The 25,160-nt window shown below is 62.6% G+C and carries 25 protein-coding genes; 16 read left to right on the forward strand and 9 right to left on the reverse strand.

What is annotated here, in order from left to right:
• Window positions 1-34: 34 nt before the first annotated feature.
• From AC1D10_RS05990 to AC1D10_RS06000, 3 genes are read left to right on the forward strand one after another with little or no spacing between them, the layout of a single operon-like run.
• Window positions 35-646 (forward strand): shikimate kinase, encoded by a 612-nt coding sequence (locus tag AC1D10_RS05990; protein ID WP_477269563.1) that lies wholly within the window; start codon window positions 35-37, stop codon window positions 644-646.
• Window positions 643-1,806 (forward strand): 3-dehydroquinate synthase, encoded by a 1,164-nt coding sequence (gene aroB, locus AC1D10_RS05995; protein WP_477269565.1) that lies wholly within the window; start codon window positions 643-645, stop codon window positions 1,804-1,806. Before AC1D10_RS05990 ends, aroB begins: the two co-directional genes overlap by 4 nt.
• A complete protein-coding gene (locus tag AC1D10_RS06000) occupies window positions 1,803-2,699 on the forward strand; it encodes an HlyC/CorC family transporter (protein WP_477269567.1) in 897 nt (298 codons plus the stop codon). Before aroB ends, AC1D10_RS06000 begins: the two co-directional genes overlap by 4 nt.
• Before the next feature lie 182 nt (window positions 2,700-2,881).
• Here the strand turns inward: AC1D10_RS06000 and AC1D10_RS06005 are convergent, their stop codons facing one another.
• The 3 genes from AC1D10_RS06005 to AC1D10_RS06015 are packed head-to-tail and all read right to left on the reverse strand — an operon-like array spanning window position 2,882 to window position 7,713.
• On the reverse strand, window positions 2,882-4,423 hold the full coding sequence (locus tag AC1D10_RS06005; RefSeq protein ID WP_477269569.1) for a SpoVR family protein: 1,542 nt from the start codon (window positions 4,421-4,423) through the stop codon (window positions 2,882-2,884).
• An 8-nt stretch (window positions 4,424-4,431) separates the two neighbouring features.
• Complete coding sequence (locus AC1D10_RS06010; RefSeq protein ID WP_477269571.1) at window positions 4,432-5,745, reverse strand: YeaH/YhbH family protein; 1,314 nt, start codon at window positions 5,743-5,745, stop codon at window positions 4,432-4,434.
• An 18-nt stretch (window positions 5,746-5,763) separates the two neighbouring features.
• Window positions 5,764-7,713, reverse strand: coding sequence for a PrkA family serine protein kinase (locus tag AC1D10_RS06015; protein ID WP_477269573.1), 1,950 nt, complete (start codon window positions 7,711-7,713; stop codon window positions 5,764-5,766).
• Window positions 7,714-8,164: 451 nt separating this feature from the next.
• Here AC1D10_RS06015 and AC1D10_RS06020 point away from each other — a divergent pair, with 451 nt between their 5' ends.
• Both AC1D10_RS06020 and AC1D10_RS06025 read left to right on the forward strand, forming a co-directional pair.
• A complete protein-coding gene (locus AC1D10_RS06020; RefSeq protein WP_477269575.1) occupies window positions 8,165-8,971 on the forward strand; it encodes an alpha/beta hydrolase in 807 nt (268 codons plus the stop codon).
• Between the two features lie 121 nt (window positions 8,972-9,092).
• The gene (locus tag AC1D10_RS06025) at window positions 9,093-10,646 is read left to right on the forward strand and encodes an acetolactate synthase large subunit (RefSeq protein WP_477269577.1); all 1,554 of its coding nucleotides are present in this window, start codon (window positions 9,093-9,095) and stop codon (window positions 10,644-10,646) included.
• A 22-nt stretch (window positions 10,647-10,668) separates the two neighbouring features.
• On the opposite strand, the gene AC1D10_RS06030 is transcribed toward AC1D10_RS06025, so the two are convergent.
• On the reverse strand, window positions 10,669-10,971 hold the full coding sequence (locus tag AC1D10_RS06030; RefSeq protein ID WP_477269578.1) for a BolA family protein: 303 nt from the start codon (window positions 10,969-10,971) through the stop codon (window positions 10,669-10,671).
• A 180-nt stretch (window positions 10,972-11,151) separates the two neighbouring features.
• On the opposite strand from AC1D10_RS06030, the gene AC1D10_RS06035 reads away from it, so the two are divergent.
• From AC1D10_RS06035 to AC1D10_RS06065, 7 genes are all read left to right on the forward strand, one after another.
• Window positions 11,152-11,781, forward strand: coding sequence for a J domain-containing protein (locus AC1D10_RS06035; RefSeq protein ID WP_477269580.1), 630 nt, complete (start codon window positions 11,152-11,154; stop codon window positions 11,779-11,781).
• A gap of 123 nt (window positions 11,782-11,904) precedes the next feature.
• Window positions 11,905-12,891, forward strand: a complete 987-nt coding sequence (cobS, locus tag AC1D10_RS06040) for a cobaltochelatase subunit CobS (RefSeq protein WP_477269582.1) — start codon at window positions 11,905-11,907, stop codon at window positions 12,889-12,891.
• Window positions 12,892-12,902: 11 nt separating this feature from the next.
• A complete protein-coding gene (gene cobT, locus AC1D10_RS06045; RefSeq protein WP_477269584.1) occupies window positions 12,903-14,801 on the forward strand; it encodes a cobaltochelatase subunit CobT in 1,899 nt (632 codons plus the stop codon).
• Window positions 14,798-15,826 carry an esterase-like activity of phytase family protein gene (locus AC1D10_RS06050; RefSeq protein ID WP_477269586.1) on the forward strand — a complete coding sequence of 343 codons (1,029 nt, stop codon included), beginning with the start codon at window positions 14,798-14,800 and terminating at the stop codon, window positions 15,824-15,826. Before cobT ends, AC1D10_RS06050 begins: the two co-directional genes overlap by 4 nt.
• A 281-nt stretch (window positions 15,827-16,107) precedes the next feature.
• The gene (locus tag AC1D10_RS06055; protein ID WP_477269588.1) at window positions 16,108-17,262 is read left to right on the forward strand and encodes an adenylate/guanylate cyclase domain-containing protein; all 1,155 of its coding nucleotides are present in this window, start codon (window positions 16,108-16,110) and stop codon (window positions 17,260-17,262) included.
• A 288-nt stretch (window positions 17,263-17,550) separates the two neighbouring features.
• Window positions 17,551-17,919 (forward strand): ArsR/SmtB family transcription factor, encoded by a 369-nt coding sequence (locus AC1D10_RS06060; protein WP_477269590.1) that lies wholly within the window; start codon window positions 17,551-17,553, stop codon window positions 17,917-17,919.
• The gene (locus tag AC1D10_RS06065; RefSeq protein WP_477269592.1) at window positions 17,916-18,401 is read left to right on the forward strand and encodes an SRPBCC family protein; all 486 of its coding nucleotides are present in this window, start codon (window positions 17,916-17,918) and stop codon (window positions 18,399-18,401) included. The genes AC1D10_RS06060 and AC1D10_RS06065 overlap by 4 nt, the downstream gene beginning before the upstream one ends.
• Before the next feature lie 23 nt (window positions 18,402-18,424).
• On the opposite strand, the gene AC1D10_RS06070 is transcribed toward AC1D10_RS06065, so the two are convergent.
• From AC1D10_RS06070 to rpmB, 3 genes are all read right to left on the reverse strand, one after another.
• A complete protein-coding gene (locus AC1D10_RS06070) occupies window positions 18,425-19,105 on the reverse strand; it encodes a spermidine synthase family protein (RefSeq protein WP_477269594.1) in 681 nt (226 codons plus the stop codon).
• Between the two features lie 41 nt (window positions 19,106-19,146).
• Window positions 19,147-19,827, reverse strand: a complete 681-nt coding sequence (locus tag AC1D10_RS06075) for a queuosine precursor transporter (RefSeq protein WP_477269596.1) — start codon at window positions 19,825-19,827, stop codon at window positions 19,147-19,149.
• A 139-nt stretch (window positions 19,828-19,966) separates the two neighbouring features.
• The gene (gene rpmB, locus AC1D10_RS06080; protein WP_477269598.1) at window positions 19,967-20,263 is read right to left on the reverse strand and encodes a 50S ribosomal protein L28; all 297 of its coding nucleotides are present in this window, start codon (window positions 20,261-20,263) and stop codon (window positions 19,967-19,969) included.
• 257 nt (window positions 20,264-20,520) lie between these two features.
• Between rpmB and AC1D10_RS06085 the strand changes: the two genes are divergently transcribed.
• Genes AC1D10_RS06085 through AC1D10_RS06095 form a run of 3 tightly spaced genes read left to right on the forward strand, consistent with a single transcriptional unit; the run spans window position 20,521 to window position 22,917 of the window.
• Window positions 20,521-21,309 (forward strand): DUF3108 domain-containing protein, encoded by a 789-nt coding sequence (locus tag AC1D10_RS06085; RefSeq protein WP_477269600.1) that lies wholly within the window; start codon window positions 20,521-20,523, stop codon window positions 21,307-21,309.
• A 43-nt stretch (window positions 21,310-21,352) separates the two neighbouring features.
• A complete protein-coding gene (gene yddG / locus AC1D10_RS06090; RefSeq protein WP_477269602.1) occupies window positions 21,353-22,246 on the forward strand; it encodes an aromatic amino acid exporter YddG in 894 nt (297 codons plus the stop codon).
• Window positions 22,243-22,917, forward strand: coding sequence for a lysoplasmalogenase (locus AC1D10_RS06095; protein WP_477269604.1), 675 nt, complete (start codon window positions 22,243-22,245; stop codon window positions 22,915-22,917). Before yddG ends, AC1D10_RS06095 begins: the two co-directional genes overlap by 4 nt.
• On the opposite strand, the gene AC1D10_RS06100 is transcribed toward AC1D10_RS06095, so the two are convergent.
• Window positions 22,914-23,339, reverse strand: a complete 426-nt coding sequence (locus AC1D10_RS06100; RefSeq protein WP_477269606.1) for a cupin domain-containing protein — start codon at window positions 23,337-23,339, stop codon at window positions 22,914-22,916. The two genes, AC1D10_RS06095 and AC1D10_RS06100, sit on opposite strands and share 4 nt — an antisense overlap.
• A gap of 16 nt (window positions 23,340-23,355) precedes the next feature.
• Window positions 23,356-24,123, reverse strand: coding sequence for a hydroxyacylglutathione hydrolase (gene gloB / locus AC1D10_RS06105; RefSeq protein ID WP_477269608.1), 768 nt, complete (start codon window positions 24,121-24,123; stop codon window positions 23,356-23,358).
• 138 nt (window positions 24,124-24,261) lie between these two features.
• On the opposite strand from gloB, the gene AC1D10_RS06110 reads away from it, so the two are divergent.
• Window positions 24,262-25,050 carry a class I SAM-dependent methyltransferase gene (locus AC1D10_RS06110; RefSeq protein WP_477269610.1) on the forward strand — a complete coding sequence of 263 codons (789 nt, stop codon included), beginning with the start codon at window positions 24,262-24,264 and terminating at the stop codon, window positions 25,048-25,050.
• Window positions 25,051-25,160 lie beyond the last annotated feature (110 nt).

Raw genomic sequence — 25,160 nt, forward strand, 5'->3', positions numbered from 1 at the left:
GATACGCCGGCAAAGAGGGCCCTCGAAACATCCGATGACCGCGCTGCCAGCAAATCCTCCAGACGAGAACCACGCCGCGCTGCTTGGCCGGCTGGGCAGCCGTTCCGTCGTCTTCGTCGGATTGATGGGCGCCGGCAAGACCGCGATCGGCCGCAAGGTGGCCGCGATGCTGGCGCTGCCCTTCATCGACAGTGACCAGGAGATCGAAAGCGTCTCGCGGATGACCGTTCCGGAGCTGTTCGAGCGTTATGGCGAGACCGAGTTCAGGGCCCTGGAGCAGCGCGTCATCCTGCGCGTGCTGGAAAACGGCCCGCAGGTGCTGTCGACCGGCGGCGGCGCCTTCATGAACGCGCATACGCGCGAGGCCATCGCTGGCCATGGCGTGTCGGTGTGGCTGAAGGCCGAGCTCGACCTGTTGATGGACCGCGTCTCCAAGAAGCAGAACCGGCCGCTCCTCAGAAGTGCCGACCCGCGCGCCGTGCTGGAGCGGCTGATGGAGGAGCGCTATCCGGTCTACGCGACATCAGACGTCACCGTGCCGACCCGCGACGACCGCAAGGAGGTCATCGCGGCCGAGGTGGTGAATGCGCTTTGCCGGCATTTCGGCATTGATGAGACTGCCGCGACAGGCGAGGTGCGATCGTGAGTGCGGATCAGCCAGTCACCGTCGAAGTCGGCCTTGGCGACCGGACCTACGACATCCTGATCGGCTCCGGTCTGCTGTCGCGCGCCGGTGCCGAGATTTCGCGCCGCCTGCCGGGCACGCGCGCCGCGGTCATCACCGATGCCAATGTCGCTGCGGCGCATCTCGATGCGCTGAAGGCCGGTCTCGAAACGGGCGGCATCCAGCCCGCCGTCATCACGCTGCCGCCCGGCGAGAAGACCAAGAGTTTTGCCTATCTCGAAGAGGCGGTCGACGGCGTGCTGGCCGCCAGGCTGGAACGCGGTGACATCGTCATCGCCTTTGGCGGCGGCGTCATCGGCGACCTTGCCGGCTTTGCCGCCGGCATCGTGCGCCGCGGCATGAATTTCGTGCAGATCCCGACCTCGCTGCTGGCGCAGGTCGATTCCTCGGTCGGCGGCAAGACCGGCATCAACAGCGCGCGCGGCAAGAACCTGGTCGGCGTCTTCCATCAGCCGAAGCTGGTGCTGGCCGACACCGAAGTCCTCGACACGCTGCCGATCCGCGAATTTCGAGCCGGCTATGCCGAGCTTGCCAAATATGGGCTCATCGACCGGCCGGTATTTTTCGCCTGGCTGGAAGAGAACTGGGCGCGAGTGTTCGCCGGCGGGCCGGAGAGGGCGCAGGCCATTGCCGAAGCCTGCCGAGCCAAGGCCGATGTGGTCGCCCGCGACGAGTTCGAGACCGGCGACCGTGCCCTGCTCAATCTCGGCCACACTTTCGGTCACGCGCTGGAGGCCGCCACGGAGTATGACGGAACCCGCCTCGTGCATGGCGAGGGTGTCGCCATCGGCATGGCGCTGGCGCATCGCTTCTCGTCGCGGCTCAACCTCGCCAGCCCCGACGACGCGGCGCGCGTCGAGGCACATCTGCGTGCCGTCGGCCTGCCGTGGCGGATGGCCGATATTGCGGGTGATTTGCCTGATCCCGAGGCACTGCTTTCCTTCATCGCGCAGGACAAGAAGGTGTCGCGCGGTGCGCTGACCTTCATCCTGACGCGTGGCATCGGCCAGGCCTTCATCGCCAGGGACGTGCCGGCTTCGGAAGTGCTGTCGTTCCTGAAGGAGAACCATCCGGGCGAGCAGGAAAGCCGGCCGGGCCAGCAGAAGATGCGGCCGAAATGACCAACGAGACCGGCTGGATCGTCGTCGCTGTCCTTGCCGTCCTCATCCTGCTGGCCGTTGCCTTGCGCACGCGCCTGTTTGCCGCTTTCGGCTATGAACTGTCGCGCATCGAGCCGCAGCGCTCGAGCCAGGACGAGTTGCGCGGCGCGGTCGACGATTTCCGCCGCGACGGCCAGGTGGTGCGCGAGGATCGCGATCGCGTCGGCGGCCTGTTCGATCTCGCCGAGCTCGAAGTGTCCGACATCATGGTCCACCGCACCAACATGCGCTCGGTGAATGCCGACAATGCGCCGGAGGCGGTGGTGCGTGAGATCCTGCAGAGCCCGCACACCCGCATGCCGCTGTGGAAGGGCTCGCTCGACAACATTGTCGGCGTGCTGCACGCCAAGGACCTGCTGCGGGCGCTCAACGAAGTCGGTAACGACTTCTCCAAGATCGATGTGATGAAGATCGCCTCGAAACCTTGGTTCGTGCCCGACACCACGACCTTGCAGGAGCAGCTCAACGCCTTCCTGCGCCGCAAGGCGCATTTCGCCGTCGTCGTTGACGAATATGGCGAGGTCGAAGGGCTGGTGACGCTGGAGGACATCATCGAGGAGATCGTCGGCGAGATCGCCGACGAGCACGATGTCGACATTCAGGGCGTCAAGCAGGAGGCCGACGGTTCCGTCGTCGTCGACGGCACGGTGCCGATCCGCGACCTGAACCGGGCGCTAGACTGGAACCTGCCGGATGAGGAGGCCACCACCATTGCCGGCCTCGTCATCCACGAGACGCAGTCGATCCCCGAGGAAAAACAGGCTTTTACTTTCCACGGCAAACGCTTCGTCGTGATGAAGCGCGACAAGAACCGGATCGCAAGGCTGAGGATAAGACCAGCCGGCGACGCCTAGAGCTCTTTGTTCTGACGCAATTCCGGACGGAAAACCGTTTCACACTTTTCCTGGAATTGCTCTAAAGCGCGTCGCCTTGAAACGAATTCAGGCGACGTGCATTAAGCCCCAGTTTCAATGAATGCCGCCCAAGCCCGCTGCGCACTTTTTGGCGCCATCAGAACCAGCGCAACTACGGAGCCTCATTCTGCGATCTGGCTCGTCGAGCGTTCGTGGATCGTCGCACCCGTTTCAGCGTCGACGGCCGCCAAGCTGACCTCATAACCCCAAAGCCTGCGGATGTGACGAAGCGTGGCGTCGCGGCTGGCATCATCGAGAAGGATGCCGTCATTGACCTTGTGCTGCAGTCGCAGATGTCGGTCGCCGAGCAGATCGACATCCACCACCTGGATGTCCGGTTGGTTCGCGCCGACCTCGTAGCTGTGAGCGAGCGCGGCGCGTATCTTGTCGTAGCCGCGTTCGTTGTGGATGGAGGTGACCTGGCAATGCGGTTGGTCGGCAGCGTCGCCGAGCACAAAGAACCGCCATTTCCGGATCAAAGTCGGACTGAGGTACTGGCGGATAAAGGACTCGTCGCGGTGATCCGCCCAGGCGTCGAGCAGGACCTCGCGCCAGTTGCCGACGCCGGCGATGTCGGGAAACCAGTCGCGGTCCTCGGCCGTCGGCTCGGTCGAGATGCGCTGAATGTCCTGCATCATTCCGAGGCCGAGAGCGTAGGGGTTGATGCCGGAAAAGCGCGGATCGTCGAACGCCGGCTGGAAGACCACGTTGGAATGATTCCGCAGGATTTCGAGCATGGAGCCTTCGCTGATCTGGCCGCGATCGAACAGCATATTCATCAGCGTATAGTGGACGAAAGTGGCGCAGCCCTCGTTCATCACCTGTGTTTGCCGTTGCGGATAAAAATATTGTGCTATGACACGAACGATCCTGATGATCTCACGCTGCCAAGGCTCTAGGACCAGGCTGTTCTTTTCCAGGAAATACAGCAGGTTTTCCTCGGGCAGGTTGAGCGATTTCTTCCGCTCGGGGTCTGGTCCCTTGTCGCTGGCCTTTTGCTGCGACTGCGGCAGGGTCCGCCACAAGTCATTGTAGGAGTGCTCTTCGTATTCGAGGCGCTCGCGAAGCCCTTCGCGCTGCCGCTCCGACGACAGCTTAGGCGGCCGGTGATAGCGGAACACACCCTGCGCCATCAGCGCGTGGGCGGAATCGAGAACAGCCTCGACTGCGGCGACGCCGTGCTGCTCCTCGCAACGGACAATGTAGCCCTTGGCGAAGTCCAGGTAGCTGAGGATCGCCCCAGCGTCCGTCCACTGCTTGAACAACTGATTGTTCTTGAAGAAATGGTTGTGCCCGAGCGCAGCATGGGCCGTCACCAAGGCCTGCAGGGCCATGGTGTTTTCCTCCATCAGATAGACGATGCAGGGATTGGAATTGATGACCAGTTCATAGGCAAGCCCTCGCCCGCCTTTGCGATACAGCAGGTCCTGGTGGAGGAAGTGTTTGCCGAAAGACCAGTGACGGTACATCAGTGGCATGCCGACCGACGAATAGGCGTCGAGCATCTGTTGGGAGGAGATGATCTCCATTTGCACGGGGTAGGTATCGAGATGAAGCTCTTCGACCGCGATTGCCTCGATCGCGTCATAGGCCCGCGACAATGTTTTGAAATCCCAGTCGGACCCTGAGAAGAGCAGGCTGGATTTGCTGGCTTGTCTGGCCATCGGAGCCCTCACGCTCGCTTAAGGGAAGCCGGCTGCCTGCTGAAGAGCTGGCGAAAGACCGGGTAGATATCGGCGGGCGTGGCAATGCGGCTCATCTGGAAGTTCGGCCATCTCAGGTCGATTTCGCTATATGCACGCCATAGCGATGTCCCGTTTTCGGTCGTGCCGAAGATATGGGCTTCACGCTCGTCGATGATCTCGACATAGGCAAAATACTGGCACAGCCGCATGAGCTTGCCGTCGAGCAATGCGATGCATCGCTCGGAATCGCCGGCGAAGTTGTCGCCGTCCGAGGCCTGGGCGGCGTAGATGTTCCATTCGTGGGCGGGGTAACGTTCGGCAATAATGCGGTGCATTTCCTCCAGCGCGGTGGAAACGACAGTGCCGCCGCTTTGCGTGTTGTAGAAAAATGTTTCCTCGTCGACCTCCTGGGCCAGGTGCGTGTGGCGGATGAAGACGATCTCGATGCGGTCGTAGCGCCGTTTCAAGAACAGGTGCAGGAGCACGAAGAAGCGCTTGGCCAGATCCTTTTCACGCTCGCCCATCGAGCCGGACACATCCATCAGACAGAACATGACGGCATTGGCGTTCGGCACAGGTCGGGAATCGAAGCGGTTAAATCGGATGTCGACCGGATCGACATAGGCAATTCGCCGGCGCCGCCGCTCCAGCCGGTCAAGCTCCTCGCGCAATGCCGCAATGCGCTGGCGCGCCGCTGCGCTGCATGGCACCACCTCAAGCATGGCGATTTCCTTGAGGATCGCGTCCAACTCCTCCTGCTTAGGGCGCCTCAGCGCAATGCGTCGGCCGTGGCTATTACGCATCGTGCGCCCAACATTGATGTTGGTCGGGGAGCCGGTAGCGGCGAAGCCAGCCCGGCGCGGCTTGAAAGCTAGGATCTCCTTGAGGTTGAGCTTGACCATATCTGGGAGTTCGAGATCCTCGAAAAAAAGATCGAGCACCTCTTCGCGTGACAGCACAAAACGAAAGTCGTCTTCAGACGCCGTGTTTCCCGGGGACGACGCTCCCGCGCCGCCGCCCTGGCCGGACTTGGGGATCAGGTCTCCAGGGGAGAAATGCCTGTTGCCCGGCAGGATGTGCTGGCGCCTGCCGCTGTTCCTGGCGTTGTTGAAGCTCGGCTCGGCCGTTCCTCTTTCGGGCATGGGCACGGCGTGCTCGGCATCCACGTCGGCGATCCTGCCGGTGCGGATCTGATCGCGTATGCTCCGCTTCAGCTCCTCGCGCGCACGCCTCAGAAAGCGCTGGCGATTGCCTAGGCTCTTGTCCTTTGGATTCAGACGGCGGTCGATGAAGATCGGCATGGAACCACCCGGGCTCTCTCAGCCCGCCTTGTTCACTCGCATGTACCAGTCCACAAGGCGACGCACCTGCCGCTGAGTGTAGCCGCGCTCGACCATGCGCTGCACGAATTCATTGTGGCGTTTTTCGGTGACGCTGTCCTGCTTGGAACCGAAGCTGATCACCGGCAAGAGATCCTCGACCTGTCCGAACATCCGCTTCTCGATGACTTCGCGGAGTTTTTCATAGCTGGTCCATGACGGGTTGCGGTCGTGGTTTCTTGCGCGCGCGCGCAACGTGAACTTCACCACCTCGTTGCGGAAGTCCTTGGGATTGGCGATGCCGGCCGGCTTTTCGACCTGCGACAATTCCTTCTCCAATACCTCGCGATTGAGAACCTGTCCGGTGTCGGGATCCTTGTAGTCCTGATCCTCAATCCACGCATCGGCATAGGCGATGTAGCGGTCGAAGAGGTTCTGGCCATATTCGCTGTATGATTCCAGATAGGCCTTCTGAATTTCGTGACCGATGAACTCGGCATAGCGCGTTGCCAGTTCCGACTTGATGAACTCGAGATAGGCAGCTTCCGTCTCCTTCGGAAACTGCTCGCGCTTGATCGCCTCTTCCAGGATGTACATCAGATGCACCGGATCGGCAGCCACCTCCTTCGTATCGTAGTTGAATGTCTGCGACAGGATCTTGAAGGCGAAGCGTGTGCTGACGCCGGTCATGCCTTCGGCGACGCCAGCCGCGTCGCGATATTCCTGAACCGACTTCGCCCGGGGATCGACGTCCTTCAGGTTCTCGCCGTCATAGGCGCGCATCTTGGTGTAGAGCGGCGAATTGTCATGCTCGGCAAGGCGGGTCGAGACGGTGAACCGGCTGAGAATGTCCAGCACCTCGGGGGCACAGGGGCTGGCCGCCAATTCACTCTCCCGCAGCAGCTTTTCGTAAATCTGCCTCTCTTCGGTGATCCGCAGGCAATACGGCACCTTGACCACGAGGATGCGGTCGAGAAAGGCCTCGTTGTTCTTGTTGTTCTTGAACTGCTGCCATTCCGATTCGTTGGAATGGGCCACGATGATGCCCTGATAGGGAAAGGCGCCGAAATTCTCGGTACCGTTGTAGCTTCCCTCCTGGGTCGCGGTCAGCAGCGGATGCAGGACCTTGATGGGCGCCTTGAACATTTCCACGAATTCGAGCAGGCCCTGGGTGGTCCGGTTCAGTCCGCCGCTATAGGAATAGGCGTCCGGATCGGACTGGCTGAAATTTTCCAATTGGCGGATGTCAACCTTGCCGACCAGGGCCGAGACGTCCTGATTGTTCTCATCGCCGGGCTCGGTCTTGGCGATGCCGATCTGGCGCAATCGCGAGGGCATCAGCTTGACCACGCTGAACTTGGAAATGTCACCGGACAGTTCGTCGAGGCGCTTGGCCGCCCATGGCGAGATGAGCCCGTTCAGGCGGCGTCGGGCTATGCCGTATTTGTCCTGCAGCAGGTCGCCCATGCGATCGGGATGGAAAAGGCCAAGTGGCGATTCGAAAACCGGGCTGATCTGGTTACCGACCTTCAGCGTGTAGATCGGGCGCTGCTCCATCAATTTCTTCAGCCGTTCGGCCAGAGAGGATTTGCCGCCGCCGACAGGGCCGAGGAGGTAGAGGATCTGCTTGCGCTCCTCGAGTCCCTGCGAGGCATAGCGGAAATATCCGGCGATGCGCTCGATCGTTTCCTCCATTCCGTAGAAGTCGGAGAAGGAGGGATAGACCTTGACGGTGCGGTTCGAGAAAATGCGGCCGAGCCGTTCGTCCTTGCTGGTGTCGACCAGGTTAGGCTCACCGATTGCCTCGACCATCCGTTCAGGCGCCGAGGCGTACATCGATTTGTCCTCTCGGCAAGCAAGGAGATATTGCTGGAGGCTGATTTCTTCCTGGGCCGCGTTCGCATAGATCTCCGAAAACAGATCGAAGACGTCGGACTGATTCTCGCGCATGATATTTTGCCCTCAGAGCCGTTCCGGCTGTCAGCTGGCTCATCCTATATTCAACTGCCGGGACGCATTGTGGTTCCCTTCACATGAAGGAGAGCGCGTGCATCTGGCATTGAAACCCGGGACACCACCCATGTGGCTAAAATGCTTACCTGAATACTTAGGTGGTGATGGCCAGATGAGACCGTCAAGGGGTAGATATTGATTTCGTGAACTGAACTGCAAGGGCAGCCCATTTGATGTGGCCTGATGCTGCGAGAGTTGTGACCCGATGCGAGTTCGACGAAGCCCGGTTGATCCGGCCTACAGCGGATGAGCACGCAAAAGCTCGAGTGCCATTCGACAGTCGGATCGATGATCGATCGCCGACCCAGACCTCTGAATATTGCCAATCCGTAACTGGACGCTCGCCGCGCCTGCGGGCACTGTTGGCCTACGCGGTCGGGAGACCATGATGATCGATCGACGAAGCCTCATTCTGGCCTCCGTGGCGGTGATGCTGCCATTGGGAGCATCGGCCGCTTGGCGGCCGCGACAACCCGCGCCAAAAACCTTCAACTATGGGCCGGCCAAGCTCGACATCTATGCGTCGGATGGTGCAACCGGGCTGCCGGTCGTCTTTTTCGTCCATGGTGGCACCTGGCAGTTCGGCAATCGCAGCCAGGTCAACACCAAGCCGGCCTTCCTGCTCGCCAATGGGTTCTGTTTCGTCTCCATCGACTATCGCATGTTGCCCGAGGCCGATGTCGCCACCCAGGCCGGTGATGTCGAAAAGGCATATGCCTATGTGCGCGCCAACATCGCCCAGCATGGCGGCGACCCGAACCGCATTGTCGGCATGGGCCATTCAGCCGGCTGCCATCTGATTGCGCTGACCGGCATGCGCGGTGGGCTGCCTGGCATAGCTGCGCTCATCCTCGACGACACCAGGGCCTATGATCTCGCCTCGCTTTCCAGGAATGGCGGCATGGTCCGGGCCTATGCACGTGTCTTTTCCGACCCCACGCAGTGGGCTGCGCTGTCGCCCGCCAGTTACGTCGATGGCCATAAACATCCGCCGACGTTCATCGCCTATTCGCGTGCTTCGGGCCGTGGCGAGGAGTCGAAGGCCTTTGCCGCGCGCCTGCGCGCCACCGGCACCAAGGTCACTGTCTTCGACGGCAGCGCCTATACGCACATGTCGATCAACCGCGATTTCGGCGCGGATGGCGACGCGCTGACCGCCGCCGCGCTGGCGTTCCTGAAATCGACGGTCGGCTGATGCCTGCCCATAAGCAGGCGTCGTAAGAACTGGATCAGATCAAAAGTGCTGGCGGGATATTGCTGCGCGGGCGCCTGCCGGTGCAATTGCTCTCTTAGATGGTCAAGCGGGAGAGAATTTCATGAACGGCGCCGATGTCCTGTGTGACGTGCTGCTGGCCAATGACGTGACGGTCTGCTTCGCCAACCCCGGCACGTCCGAAATGCATTTCGTTGCAGCACTAGACCGCAAACCCGAGATGCGTTGTGTGCTCGGCCTGTTCGAGGGTGTGGTCACCGGTGCCGCCGACGGCTATGCGCGCATGACCGATCGGCCTGCCGCGACCCTGCTGCATACCGGTCCGGGATTGGCCAACGGCCTGGCCAACATGCACAATGCCCGGCGCGCGCTGAGCCCGATGATCAACATCGTCGGCGACCACGCTTCCTATCATCTGCCGCTCGACGCTCCGCTCACCAGCGATATCGAGAGCCTTGCGGCGCCGATGTCGAACTGGGTGCGCCGCATCGCTGGCCCAGACGATGTCGCGCCGGCGACCGAGGCGGCATTCCGCGCCTCGCTGACGCCTCCAGGCGTAACTACCCTGATTCTGCCGGCGGATGTCGCCTGGGGCGAAGTCGGCGCGGCCTCAGTCGGCAAGGTAACGCTGGCACCGCCGCCTGCCGTCAACATGGACGCCGTGCGCACCGTCGCCGCGGCGATCCGCGCCGCTCCGGGTCGGGCCGGCATCATCGTTCGCGGGCGAGCGGCGAGAGCGGATGCACTCGCCATCGCCGGACAGATCTCGACAGGCAGCGATGTCCGTCTGTTCAGCGAGGTTCTGACCGCCCGGATGCAGCGTGGCCGCGGGCGTGTCGCGCCGACACGCATCCCCTATCCGGTCGAAGCCGCCACGGCTGCGCTGTGGGATATCGACGTTCTGGTCCTGGTCGGCGCGAAGGAGCCGGTTGCGTTCTTCGCCTATCCGGGAAAGCCGGGACGGCTGGTTCGGGAGGGCTGCCAGGTGCTGACGCTGGCCACCCATGGCGAGAATCTCAATGCGGCGTTGGCAGCACTCCGCGACGAACTCGGCGTCAAGCCGTCGCAACAGACGGTGTTCGCGACCGCCTTTCCCGACGAGGCAACGCCCAGCGGAAAACTGACCGAGGATGCGATCGCGCTGTCGGTGGCGCGAAAGCTGCCGGCCGATGCGATCATCTGCGACGAAGCGGTTACCTCGGCGCGGCGTTTCTTCGCGCTATCGGCCTTCGCCGCTCCTCACGACTACATGATGGGCACGGGCGGATCGATCGGCGGAGGCATTCCGATGGCAACCGGGGCTGCGATCGCCTGTCCCGATCGCAAGGTGATCAATCTGGAGGCCGACGGCAGCGGCATGTACACGGTGCAGGGGCTGTGGACGCAGGCCAGGGAAAAGCTCGACGTGGTGACGATCGTCTTTTCCAACCGAACCTATGCGATCCTGCATGGCGAGATGCGCAATGTCGGGGTCGGAACGATCGGCGAGAACGCCAGGCGAATGCTCGATCTCGACCATCCGTCGCTGGACTGGGTTTGCCTGGCCAAAGGCATGGGCGTGGAGGCGGCTCGCGCCGACACCTGCGAGCGGTTCAACGCGCTGCTGGACAGCGCCTTGTCGCGGCGCGGACCGTTTCTCATCGAAGCGGTGCTTTGAGCACAGCCAAGGCGGAACCGACCTACCAGCGGGTCTTTTCGCCGGGAGCCGCCGGTTCGATCGCCAGCGCATGCACGCCGGCCTTCAGTTCGTCGGCAAGCAGTTCGTTGACGGCGCGGTGGCGGTCGATGCGGCTCATGCCGGCAAAGGCGGAAGCGACGACGCGGACGCGAAAATGGGTCTCGCCGGTGCCGTCATAGGCGCCGTGATGATCGGAGCCATGATGGTGATGTCCGGCATGGAGATGGCTTTCGTTGATGATGACCAGCCGGTCCGGCGAAAATGCCTTGTTGAGCTTGTCTTCCATGGTCGCCTGTATGGACATCGCCATCTCCCTTCACCACATATGGCTGGCGCAGCAGTCCACAAACCGCAATCGGTCCTCGCAAAAGCCACTGCCGCGCAACAAAATCAGCCATTCGCCTGCTTTATGCCGCGATTCAGCGGTTAGGGCGATCATCGCGAAAATGTCAATTCTTGTTTCGCATTTGCGAACGCCCCATAAATGGGTGAGATGAAGCCGTATCCCAAATATTTCGAGAAGATTCGCGTCCGCCCCGACAAGGACGCGGAGCTGAAGTCGCACTCGCCTATCTGCCAGTGGGACGGCTGCAAGGAAGCTGGCACCCATCGTGCGCCGGTCGGACGCATGAAGGAGGGCGAGTATTTCCGCTTCTGCTTCGACCATGTGCGCGAGTACAACAAGGGCTTCAACTATTTTTCCGGCGTGCCGGACACAGAGGTCGCGCGCTTTCAGAAGGAAGCAATGACCGGCCACCGGCCGACCTGGAAGATGGGCGTCAACGGCGCCTCGACGCGTTCGTCGCCCGAAATGGCGCAGATGCGCTCCGGCCGCGCCGGCTACTACAACCGCATGCGGGACCCGTTCGACCTGTTCAAGGGGCCAAAGGATCCGCGCGAGGCGCGCGAGCGCAAGGCCAAGCCGCTTGAGGCCAAGGCGCTGGAAACGCTTGGCCTTGATACAAAGGCGACTGGCAAGGAGATCAAGGCGCGCTATAAGGAACTGGTGAAGCGTCACCATCCGGATGCGAATGGTGGCGACAGAGGTTCGGAAGACCGGTTCCGCGATGTGCTGCAGGCCTATCGCGTGCTCAAACAGGCGGGCTTGTGCTGAGCGACCATACGGTCGGTGTCGTTTTCCAACTTTCATAAGGTTGGAAAAGGCTCTAAGACCGCCCCCGGACAAAATCGATTGCCGGCGAAATCAGGCTTTTCGCCCGTGGAGACGTTGAGAGATATGAACAAGGTCGATCGCGACATCGCCAACCTGCCCGACACGACGGTGTCGGTGAAGGAAAAATTCGGGTTCGAGTCCAAGATGGTGGTGCCGGCCTATTCGGTGACCAGCGAGCATGTGCCCGACATCGATCCGGACTATCTGTTCGACAAGAACACGACGATGGCGATCCTCGCCGGCTTTGCCTACAACCGCCGCGTCATGGTGTCGGGCTATCACGGCACCGGCAAGTCGACCCATATCGAACAGGTCGCCGCCCGCCTCAACTGGCCTTGCGTGCGCGTCAACCTCGACAGCCATGTCAGCCGTATCGATCTCGTCGGCAAGGACGCGATCGTCGTCAAGGACGGCCTGCAGATCACCGAATTCCGCGACGGCATCCTGCCCTGGGCCTACCAGCACAATGTCGCGCTGTGCTTCGACGAGTATGACGCCGGCCGTCCGGACGTGATGTTCGTCATCCAGCGCGTGCTGGAATCGTCGGGCCGGCTGACGCTGCTCGATCAGAGCCGGGTCATCCGTCCGCATCCGGCCTTCCGGCTCTTCTCGACTGCCAACACGGTTGGGCTCGGCGACACCACCGGTCTTTATCACGGCACCCAGCAGATCAACCAGGCGCAGATGGACCGCTGGTCGATCGTCACCACGTTGAACTACCTGCCGCACGACAACGAGGTGAACATCGTGCTGGCCAAGGCCAAGCACTATCGCGACAGCAAGGGCAAGGACATCGTCAACAAGATGGTGCGCGTCGCCGACATGACGCGCTCGGCCTTCATCAATGGCGATCTGTCGACCGTCATGAGCCCGCGCACGGTCATCACCTGGGCCGAGAATGCCGAGATTTTCGGCAATATCGGCATGGCGTTCCGGCTGACCTTCCTCAACAAGTGCGACGAGTTGGAGCGTTCGGTGGTCGCCGAGTTCTACCAGCGCGCCTTTGGCGAGGATCTGCCGGAATCAGCTGCGAATGTGGTGCTGGGCTAAGCAGAGTCTCGATGGCGGGTCCGGGCGACAACACGCGCAACAAGTCGAAGACGGGGTCTGAAGCCGACAGCTTCAAGCGCGCCGTCACCGTCTGCATGCGCGCCATCGCCGGTGACAAGGAACTCGAGGTCGGTTTCGCCAAGGACAGACCCGCACTTGCCGGCAGCCGGGCGCGGCTGCCCGAACTGCCGAAGAAGGCGTCGAAGACCGACATCGCCATCACCCGCGGCCTCGGCGATTCCATGGCGCTGAAGCGCGCCTGTCACGATGCGCGCATCCACACCAAGCTGGCGCCGGAAGGCAAGCAGGCCCGCGCCGTCTATGACGCGGTCGAGCAGGCCCGCGTCGAGGCTATCGGGAGCAGAGCCATGCAAGGCGTCGCCGACAATATCGGCTCGATGCTGGAGGACAAATACGCCAAGGCCAACCTCGTCGACGTGAAGGACAAGGCGGACGCGCCGATCGAGGAAGCGCTGGCGCTGATGGTGCGCGAGAAGTTGACCGGCCAGCCGATCCCGAAGAGCGGCGAGCGGCTGGTCGAGCTCTGGCGGCCCTGGGTCGAGGAAAAGGCGAGCGCCGATCTCGACGGACTTTCGGCCAAGCTCGACGACCAGCAGGCCTTCGCCCGCGTCGTGCGCGAGATGCTCGCCTCCATGGAAATGGCCGAGGAACTCGGCGACGACCAGGAGACGGAAGACTCCGAGGACAATGACGACAACCAGCCGCAGGGCGAGGAGCAGAGCGAGGAGGGCGGCGAAGAGGATTCCGGCTCCGAACAGTCGCAGTCCGAGGATGCCGAGGCTTCCGCCGACGACGAACAGTCGGCCGAGACGGAAGCGTCCGACGCCACCGCCGACGATCTGTCCGACGATGACGATGCGGATGCCGAAACGCCCGGCGAGGCGCGCCGCAACGACAATCCCTTCACCAATCTGCCGAAGGAAATCGACTACAAGGTCTTCACCACCGCTTTCGACGAGACGGTCGGGGCCGAGGAGCTTTGCGAAGAGGAAGAGCTCGACCGGCTGCGTGCCTTCCTCGACAAGCAGCTTGCCAATCTGTCCGGCGTCGTCGGGAGACTGGCCAACCGGCTGCAGCGGCGGCTGATGGCGCAGCAGAACCGGTCGTGGGATTTCGACCTGGAAGAGGGTTACCTCGACCCGGCGCGGCTGGTGCGCGTCGTCATCGACCCGATGCAGCCGCTGTCCTTCAAGCAGGAACGCGACACCAAATTCCGCGACACGGTGGTGACGCTGGTGCTCGACAATTCCGGCTCGATGCGCGGCCGGCCGATCACGGTCGCCGCCACCTGCGCCGACATCCTGGCGCGGACGCTGGAACGTTGTGGCGTGTCGGTCGAGATCCTCGGCTTCACCACGCGGGCCTGGAAGGGCGGGCAGGCGCGCGAGAAGTGGCTGAAGGACGGCAAGCCGCCGAACCCGGGCCGGCTCAACGATTTGCGCCATATCATCTATAAATCCGCCGATCATCCGTGGCGGCGGGCGCGGCGCAATCTCGGCCTGATGATGCGCGAGGGCCTGCTCAAGGAAAACATCGACGGCGAGGCGCTGCTGTGGGCGCACAACCGGCTGATCGCCCGGCCGGAACAGCGCAAGATCCTGATGATGATCTCGGACGGCGCGCCGGTTGACGATTCGACGCTGTCGGTCAATCCGGGCAATTATCTCGAGCGCCATCTGCGCGCCGTCATCGAACTGATCGAGACGCGCTCGCCGGTGGAACTGCTGGCCATCGGCATCGGCCACGACGTCACCCGCTATTACAGGCGCGCCGTCACCATCGTCGATGCCGAGGAACTGGCCGGGGCCATGACCGAGCAACTGGCTTCGCTGTTCGCCGAGGAAAGCGCGCGCGACTCGCGGCGCGGCGGCATGCGGCGCGCCGGATGATTTTTTCGCGCGGCGGCTTCCGGCAGACGCTCTTCGCCGCCATCGCCCTGCTTGCCGGCGTGGCTTCGGCACAAGCCGGGTCGGCCGGGTCGACCTCGGTGGAACCGGTCGAAATCTCGGCCCGTCCGATTACCGAATTCCAGATTGGCCGCGCCGACAAACAGTTCGGCCCATTCGAATTCGTCGGCGGGCTGGAGATGACCTCGCCGACGCGCGATTTCGGTGCGCTGTCGGCCTTCCGTTTTCTCAAAGCTGGCAGCGACTTCATCGGCGTTGCCGACACCGGCTTCTGGTTCTTCGGAACAGTGATCCGCGACGCCGACAAGCGGCCGTCCGGCATCCAGAATTTCCGCATGCAGCAGATGGTCGACGAAACGGGCCAGGCGATCGACAAGAAATGGGAGGTCGACGCGGAAGGCCTCGCGGTCAAGGATGGCATCGCCACCGTCGGCTTCGAGCGCAACCAACGCGTGGCCCAGTTCAAGATCGATCCGGCTGACATGAAGGCGCCGTTCAGACAGCTGGACTTCCTGGTGCCGGCTCGGGAACTGCGCCAGAACCGCGGCTTCGAGACCGTTACCCATGCCAATGTCAACGGCCAGCACGAGGGCGGGCTGGTCGTGGTCTCGGAAAAGAGCCTCGACAACGCCGGCAACATCTATGCCGCTATCATCGAAGGGCCGCACAAGGGCGTCTTCACCGTCAAGCGCAACGGCGATTTCGACATCACCGACGGCGCCTTCCTGCCGGATGGAGACCTGCTGTTGCTGGAGCGCAGCTTCTCGATGGCGAGGGGCGTCAAGATGCGACTGCGGCGCATCTATGGCGAGAGCGTCGAAAAGGGCGCCGTCGCCGACGGGCCGGTGCTTCTGGAAGCCGACATGGGCTACCAGATCGACAATATGGAAGGGCTCGACGTCTGGACCCGCGACGACGGCGCGCTGATGGTGTCGCTGATCTCCGACGACAACCACTCGATCCTGCAGCGCAACCTTTATCTGGAATTCATCCTGCACCAGGATTGAGCGTGACGCCGAGGATATCTGCTGGCGGCCGCATGCAAGCGGCGCTGCAATCCTGGGTTTCACTCTGGCGGTGCTTCCTGGACCCTCGCAGTTGGTTCCGGATCGATGATCCCTGTCCTCGCATGGCGAGTATTGATTAGCCGCTATGATCTGCATGTGGTTAGAAAAGCACTTTTCAATGGCTGTCGGAACGAAGCTGGGCACCATGGTAAAATAGGCGGTGTTCGACGTACCAAACTGCGGTTGATGGGTCGCTGCGGTCGCGGAGAAAGAAAGAGTTTATGGAAGACGTCGCACGATGGCTGGCGGAACGTCCGTTGCAGGACAGCGTAAAGACCCTGTTTGCCGCTTTCTGCCCCATGATTGTCCAATCGGGAGTTCCGCTTTCGCGCTGCTCTCTTGCGCTGGAGGTCCTGCACCCCGAGGTCAGTGGATGGCAGCATATCTGGACCCATGAAAGCCAGTCCTTGCGCAAGAGTGACAGGGCGAACGCCGCAACATCTCACGCCTATCTGAATAGTCCGACGCGCATCGTCGATGAAACTGCGCAACCATTTCGCCGAAGGCTCAACGAGCCCCTTCAGGACATGCCGTTGCTGGAAGAACTGTGGTCAGAGGGAGCTACGGATTACGTGATGTATCCGCTCCCGTTCCTGGATCGATCGCGAACTGCTGTGATCTCCTTTGCCACCGACAATACTGGAGGGTTTGACGACACCCATCTTGAGCGACTGGAATTGGCGTCCAAGATCCTGAGCCCCTATGTCGAGCGCCACGTTTTGCGCCGTATCGCAACCGACCTGCTCGATACCTATGTCGGTCCTCGCGCAGGACAGCGCATCATCGAGGGCCGGGTGGATCGGGGAGGTCTGGAATTAATCGAGGCAGCCATTTGGTTCGCCGATCTTCGCGGCTTTACCGTTCTGTCGGAGCAAACCGATATCCCGGATGTCTTGCGGTACCTGAACTCATGGTTCGAGACCATCGGCGAAGTCGTGGAAGCCCATGGCGGAGAAATCCTCAAATTCATGGGCGATGCGGTGCTGGCCATCTTCCCCACCACGGCTGAGCATGATCGAGCAGGCGCTTGCCGCATGGCGCTGGCGGCGGCCCAGGAACTTGGCCGAAGGACCGACACAGCCAATGCCGAGCGCCGGGAACGTGGCCAAGCGCCTGTCACCCATGGTCTCGCCCTGCATATGGGCGAGGTCGCGTACGGCAATGTGGGCGCCTCCCGCCGGCTTGACTTTACAGTCATCGGTCCTGCGGTTAACCGCGCCAGTCGCCTGTTGGAGCTTGCAAAGAGCCTCGACCGCCTCGTGCTCATTTCGGATACCATTGCGCGGGAGGTCGACATACCATTGGTCGATCTGGGCAAATACCGCTTACGGGATATCGAACATGAGCAACATGTTTTCACGCTGAGCCAGAGCTAAGCCTGGCAAAGGCAAGCCGTTCCGGGAATCTCGGGACGGCACTGAGAGTTTGCCCTCAAGACCTATTTCGTCTCATTCGGCGCTGGTCGGTTCTCCCTGACGCTCAAGTGATACGGATACAACCTTCACGCCCCGGCCGGCGGAGCTAGCATCGACCTGCGGCCGCTGTCGCGTCATTCCTCATTCGTGTCTCTGCCGTCTTCCCGCTTCGGGACGTGGTCGCCACGCTCTGTCAAACACTTTAGTCCACACTTGACAATTAATGCTGGGGAAGGGATACTCAAGTCCATGCTTAACTATTCCGAGATCGACAGCATCTTGCGGGCTCTGGTCGAGCCCACCCGCCGCCAGATCCTGGAAAGGTTGAGCCGCGGACCGGCCACTGTCAGCCAGTTGGCGGAGCCGTTCGGCATGACGTTCGCCGCCGTGCTGCAACATCTGCAGACGCTGGAAGCCTGCGGGCTGATCCGCAGCGAAAAGATCGGGCGGGTGCGCACCTGCCGGATCGAACCGGGCGGGCTTGCCCCGCTCGCCGACTGGATCACGGAACGCCGCATACCGGCGGAACGTCACCTCGACCGTCTTGGCCAGATCCTGGCCGAGACAGACCAATTGTCCCCGAAAGTTCAAGATCAGGAAAAGGACGAACAGACATGAACCAGATCGCCCCCGTGAAGGACGAGCATTCCGTCATCCACTCCACATTCACCATCGAACGGACCTATCCGCAATCGCCGCCCCGCGTCTTCCATGCCTTCGCCGACAAGGCGACGGTGCGGCGCTGGCGGGTCGAAGGCGATGGTTTTGCCATCGCCGAATTCAGCTTCGATTTCCGTGTCGGCGGTGGCGAGGTGTCGCGGTTCAGCTATGCCGGCGGCCCGGAAGTCCGCCTGGACGCGCAGTTCCAGGACATCGTTGCCGACCAGCGTATCGTGTTTTCCTACCGGATGGCGATCGGGCCGCAGCCAATGTCGGCATCTCTGACGACCGTCGAGCTGACGCCGTCGGGCAATGGCACGCGGCTGACCTATACCGAGCAGGGCGCCTTTTTCGACGGTGTCGATTCCGCCAAGGGACGTGAAGAAGGAACCCGCGGGCTGCTGGAAGCCCTTGCGGCGGAACTCCAGAAGTCGACGTAAGCCGGTCCGCCGTCCGGCTCCAATCAGGGTCGCGAGCCGTTGGTGGCGATCCAGATGACATGGCGCGCGCCCCGCTTGCCGTTGGCGCGCGTGTTGACTTCCTCGACCACGAAGCCTGCCTGCTTCAGCCGCCGCGTGAAGCCGCTGTCGGGGCCTTGCGACCACACCGCCAGCACGCCGCCCGGCCTGAGGGCGGTGCGTGCGGCTCCGAGGCCCTGCAGGCTGTAAAGCGCATCGTTGGACTTGTGGACAATGCCTTCCGGGCCGTTGTCGACATCGAGCAGGATGGCGTCCCAGGCCGCAGGCTCCGACCGTATCGGCCGGCCGACGTCGGTCTCCTCAACGGCGACGCGCGGATCGTCGAGGCAGCCGCCAAACAGCTCAGCCATCGGGCCGCGTGCCCAGGCGACGACCGCCGGCACCAGCTCCGCGACAACAATTTCGCCATCGTCGCCCAACTCGGCGAGAGCGGCGCGCAAGGTAAAACCCATGCCGAGTCCGCCGATCAGGATCCTCGGTTGCCGATGGCCGGCAATCCTTTGGCAAGACAGTTTTGCCAGCGCTTCCTCGGAACCGCTGAGGCGGCTGTTCATCAGCTCGTTGCCGCCGAGCATGATCGAGAATTCAGAACCGCGCCGCTTGAGGCGCAGTTCCTGCTGACCGTCCGGTGTCTTCGCAGAGTCTAGCTGGACCCAGGGGATCAAGGGCTTACTCTCTGCCGCATTCCACTTTTCGGGATCACGGCCTAGACCGCAACCGCCGGCTGACTCCAGCGGGCGGCGAGCAGCCGGTAGGGGATCAGCGCCACTACGGCGATGATCAGCTTCACGCTGAGGTCGCCAAGTGCCCAGGAGATCCAGCGCATGGTGTCAACATGGAACACGCCCATCAGCGGTGCGCTTTCGAGCGCGAAACTGTCGTTGGGACCCGCGAAAGCGAAAGCGGCAGAGAAAGCGACAGTAAAGAACACGGCGGTGTCGAACACCGACCCGACCAGCGTGCCGACGATCGGCGCCCGCCACCAGCTTTGCCGGCGCAGCCGGTTGAACACGGTCACGTCAAGCAACTGCGCGCAGAGGAACGCCGCGCCTGACGCCGCCGCGATGCGCACCAGGCGGTCGGCCGCGGTCTCGAATTCGATCAGGCCGTGGCGGAACAGGAAGGGCGGGATGAGGATCGAGCAGACCACCGCCGTCATGAAGCCGACAAAGACGATCCTGCGCGCCACGGCAGGCCCGTAACGGCGGTTGGCGAGATCGGTGACCAGGAAGGAGAAGGGATAGGTGAAGGCGCCCCAGGTCAGCAGGTCGGCCAGCGACAGGCCGCCGATCTGGCCCTGCATCGGGAACTGCACGAGAATGTTCGACGCCACGACGACAAGCGCCATGGCGGCCACGAAGGGCAGGTATCGCGAGAAGGAATTCATTTTTTTATCCTGGGTAATGGAACCAGCGGAGCATCATGCCTGTTCGGGCGATGCTCGCTTCGCATTTGAGCATCGGATTGCCGAATCTTGTGGATTCGATCCGATGCCCAAGGCGGTCGTCCCCCGCCTTTGAACGATGTTACGCAGCCGGCTGGTCGGCGAGCTTCTTGGCGATCTGCTTCTTGAGCAGACGCGCGCGCTGCGACAGTTCCGTGACGTCGGCCTTGGCCAGGAAGGCATCCAGACCGCCGCGATGTTCGACCGAACGCAGCGCGTTGGCGGAAATGCGCAGGCGCACGTTCTGGTTCAGCGCTTCTGAAATCAGCGTCACTTTGACGAGGTTCGGCAGGAAGCGACGCTTGGTCTTGTTGTTGGCGTGGCTCACATTGTTGCCGGACATGACTGCCTTGGCAGTGAGTTCGCAGGTGCGGGACATTGTTCTAACCTTCAGTTCTCGGGGTCTGCCAAACCTTTGTGCCCACGCCGGGTGGCGCGCGGTTCTGGTCAGGCGGCCTTATGGAAAAAGTTGGCGTTCCATAGTTGCATTTCGCAGGTGCGTCAAGCTCCGGCATGCCCACGGATGCGCCCGGCATTTCATATTAAGGCCGGAATTCATCCTATAAGCGGTCTCATAGGGACATGCCAGCCCGGAGTTGCCCGCCTCCGGCCAAAAATCAAGGACCCGATGGCGCCATGCTTCGTTCGTCTCACGCCCTTGCCGCCGTGCTTGCCATTGCCTTGCCGTCCGCCGCCGCGGCGGCCTCGCCGCAGTCGTTCAAGGGCGAGTACACGGTGTCGTTCCTTGGTCTTTCCATAGCGAAATCAACGTTTTCCAGCCACTATGAGAACGGCGCCTACGCGATCGACGGCAGCGTACGCGCTGCCGGTCTCGCCAAGCTGTTCGACGATACGCAGGGCACGGTCTCGTCCAAGGGCACGATTTCGGGCAAGAAGATGGTGCCACAGGCGTTCCGTGCCGACTACACCTCCGGCAAGAAGGCCTCGGTGGTCGATATCCGCTTTGCCAATGGCGCGGTCACCTCGACGCAGGTCATCCCGGCGCCGGGCAAGCGCGATCCCAAGAGCTGGGTGCCGCTCGGCGCCAGCGACCTGGCATCGGTGCTCGATCCAATGGCAGCCACCGTCATCCATGCCGACAGCCTCGACCAGGTCTGCGGCCGTACGGTGAAGTTTTACGACGGTGAGATGCGCGCCGATCTGACGCTGACCTACGCTTCGAAAGGCACGATCTCGGTGCCGGGCTACAAGGGCGATACGATCACCTGCCGGATGGGTTTCCAGCCGGTGGCGGGCTACCGCAAGGGCCGCAAGGCGCTCAACTATCTGAAGAACCGCAGCCGCATGATGGTGACGTTTGCGCCGCTCGGCCAAACCGGCGTATATGCGCCGATCCACGCCACGGTCGGAACGCAGATCGGCACCTTGACCATCAGCGCCGGACGTTTCGAAGCGATACAATAGGCGCGTCACTGGGGACAGAATGGGACGCGCTACTGGAGACAGAATGGGGCGCGCAACACTCATCGGCTTTTCGGCGGTCGCCATGTGGGCGCTGCTGGCACTGCTCACGGATGCATCTGGAAAAGTGCCGCCGTTCCTGCTGTCGGCGATCACCTTCTCGATCGGCACCGGGGTTGGGCTTGTCGCGCGGCTGTTCATGCCGGCCGCCGACAAGAGCCAGAAGATACCGCCGCAGGTCTGGCTTATCGGCATTGCCGGCCTGTTCGGCTACCACTTCTTCTATTTCACCGCGCTGCGCAATGCGCCGGCGGTGGAGGCGAGCCTGATCGCCTATCTGTGGCCGCTGCTGATCGTGCTTGGTTCGGCGCTGATGCCGGGCGAGCGCCTGGCCTGGAACCATGTCGTCGGCGCGCTGCTCGGCCTTGCCGGCACCGTGCTGATCGTCACCAAGGGCGGCGGCCTCGCCTTCGACGCCCGTTACGCCTTCGGCTATGCCATGGCCGCCGTCTGCGCGGTGCTGTGGTCGTCCTATTCGCTTCTGTCGCGGCGCTTCCCGTCGGTTCCGACCAGCATCGTCACCTGGTTCTGCGCCGCCACCGCGGTGCTGTCGCTCGGCTGCCACCTGGCGCTGGAACAAACGGTGCTGCCTGAGGGTATCAGCCAATGGCTGGCCGTGCTCGGGCTTGGCTTGATGCCGGTCGGGGCGGCTTTCTACGCCTGGGACATCGGCGTCAAGCGCGGCAACATCCAGGTGCTTGGCGCGGCAAGCTATGCCGCGCCGCTCCTGTCGACGCTGGTGCTGATCGCGGCGGGCGTTGCCGAGCCGTCGCTGCGCATCCTCGCCGCCTGCGTGCTCATCACCGGCGGGGCGGCACTGGCGGCAAAGTCGCTATTCCTGCGCAAGCCGGTCGCTACCGAAAGCGGAGCCAAGGCATGACGATGCCGTTTCCAGGCGGCATCGACGCCAACGCCAATGCGACGCTGATCTTTTCGCTGGTGGCGGCGGTGATTTACGCTTTCACGCTTGGCATGCCGCCGACGCTCGCCCGTTCAGCGGCAAAGACGCTTGCCGTGGCAATGCTTGCCGTGCTGGCGGCGCTGCAAGGCCGCCCGCTGCTGCTGGTCGCCGCACTCACGCTCAGTGCCGTTGGCGACGCCTTCCTGTCGCGCGATGGCGAAAAGGCCTTTCTCGGCGGGCTCGCCAGTTTTCTCGTAGCCCACATCGTCTATGTCGCACTGTTCCTGCGCAGCGGTGGCGGCCTGGAACTGCTTGGCGCCGAATCGTGGCGCGAGGCGATTGCGCTGGCCATGGCCGTGTTCGCGCTCGTCATGCTGGTGGCGCTCTGGCGGCGTGTTGGTCCCGGCCTGCGCGTTCCTATCGTCGCCTATATCGCGGCCATCCTGGCCATGGGCGTTTCGGCGCTGACGACAAGCAGCGTCTCGATTGTCGGCGGTGCCCTGCTGTTCATGGCATCGGACGGGTTGCTCGCCGCAGAAAAATTCCTGGTGGCCGCCATCTCGCCGCACCGCGTCTGGATGCGGTTCTCGGTCTGGGGGCTCTACTACGCCGCCCAGCTCGCGATTACCCTTGGGTTCTTGCTGACTTAGGATTGTTTCGGCCAGCCCGGCTCGGCCAGCTCGAAGGTGGCAAATTCAAAGCCAGGTGCGACGGTGCAGCCGACCAGCGTCCATTCGCCCAGGCTGCGCGCCGATTGCCACCAGCCTGCCGGCACGACGAGTTGCGGCCGCTCGCCCGCCGCCAGCTCGATGCCGAGGACCTGCTCGAACACGGCGCCATCTTCCTCACTCATCGACAAGGCCAGCGGGGCACCGGCATGGAAATGCCAGACCTCGGTGGCGTCCTTGACCCGGTGCCAAGCCGATACCTGGTGCTGCTCGAGCAGGAAATAGATCGCGGTTGAGTGGCCGCGCACACCGCCGGCGCCATCGCGAAACGTCTCCGCATACCAGCCACCTTCCGGATGCGGCTTCAGACCGAGGACCGCTATGATTTCGTCTGCGCTGGTCAAGGGTTCCGGGCCTCGCTTAGAAATTGTCCTTGCGCTTGCGGATTTCGGCAAACACCTCGGCGTCCGAGGCTTTCTCCAGCCCAAGATGTTTGCGGATTGCCGGGTCGTGCCAGCGCAGAAACGGATTGGTCGACAGTTCCTCACCGATCGTCGTCGGCAGCGTCGGCCTGTTGTCGGCCCGCAGCGCCTCGATCCTGGCGGCTCGTTCCTTCAACGCCGAATTGGTCGGGTCGATGGTCAGCGCGAAACGGGCGTTGGAGAGCGTGTATTCGTGGCCGCAATGGATTGTGGTGGCGGCGGGAAGTGCTGCGAGCTTCTTCAGCGACTCGTACATCACCGGCGGCTTGCATTCGAACAGCCGCCCGCAACCCAGCGCAAACAGCGTGTCGGCGGTGAACGCCACCTTCGATGCCGGCAAGTAGTAGGAGACGTGGCCGGCGGTGTGGCCGGGTGTGGCGATCACCTCGATCCGCTCATCGCCGAGGTGAATGACGGAACCCTCTTCGACGGTTTCATCGATGCCGGGGATCTTCGCCTTTTCCGCTTCCGGGCCGACGATGCGCAGCTTGAAGCGCTCCTTCAGTGCCAGATTGGCCTCGACGTGATCGACGTGGTGATGCGTGGTCAGGATCATCGTCGGGGTCCAGCCGGTGCGCTTGAGTGCGGCCAGGATCGGCGCTTCCTCGGGCGCGTCGATGATCGCGGTCTGGCCGCTTTTGGGGTCATGCACCAGCACGCCGAAATTGTCGCTGCGGCACATGAATTGTTCGATTTCGACCGGCATCGCATCTCTCCGTTGTCGCCGCAGACATAGGGCGACGGCACGCCGATGTCATCCCGGAATGTCGAATGACATCCGGTAACGTCGGGCTCATCGAGGCCTTTTGTTGAAACCCGCCGATATCACGGCTACATCCCTCGCATGCATTCCGACATCGTCGATCTTCGCTCCTTCTATTCGACAACGCTCGGCCGGTTCGCCGAGCGCTCGATCACCATGGCGTTGTCATCGATCTGGGCTGCCGTACCCAACGAGCGGCTGGTTGGCCTTGGCTACACCTTGCCGTGGCTGGAGCGCTTCGGCACCGATGCCGAGCGGGTCTTCGCCTTCATGCCGGCAACACAAGGTGCCGTGGTGTGGCCGGCGACGGGGCCGACGGCGACGGCATTGGTCTTCGACGAGGAGCTGCCGCTGGTCGATTCCTGCATCGACCGCATGCTGCTCGTCCATTCGCTCGAACATGTCGAAAATCCGCGCGAAACGCTCAACGAGATCTGGCGGGTGCTGTCGCCGGCGGGACGCGTGGTCATCGTCGTGCCCAACCGGCGCGGCGTCTGGGCGCGCTTCGAACATACGCCGTTCGGCAATGGCCGGCCTTTCTCGCGCGGCCAGCTCACGGAACTGCTGCGCGAGACGAATTTCACGCCTGCGTCCTGGTCCGACGCGCTGTTCTTTCCGCCGTCGCGGCGGCGCTTCATGATGCGCTTCCACAATGTGCTGGAACGCGTCGGCCGGCGGCTGTGGCCGATCTTTTCCGGCGTCATCGTCGTCGAGGCGCAGAAGCGGCTCTATCAAGGCGTGCCAGCCGCCCAGCGCGGCTCGCGCCGCGTCTTCGTGCCGGTGCTGTCGCCACATGGCGCCACCCGGCTCGGCCGTCTCACTGAGGCCGGGGATGCCAGGCCATCGGCTGCACAGGTGACGGCTTCGTGATCGCGGCAAGAACGTCCGGGGTCTTTTCCCTACCTATCTGTCGCAAGTGGGCTCGCGTCCCATTTGAACGACGGATGCCTTCAAGTATCTCCATCCGGTGTCAGCACTGT

This window comes from Mesorhizobium sp. P2_A8 (genome assembly GCF_056404935.1).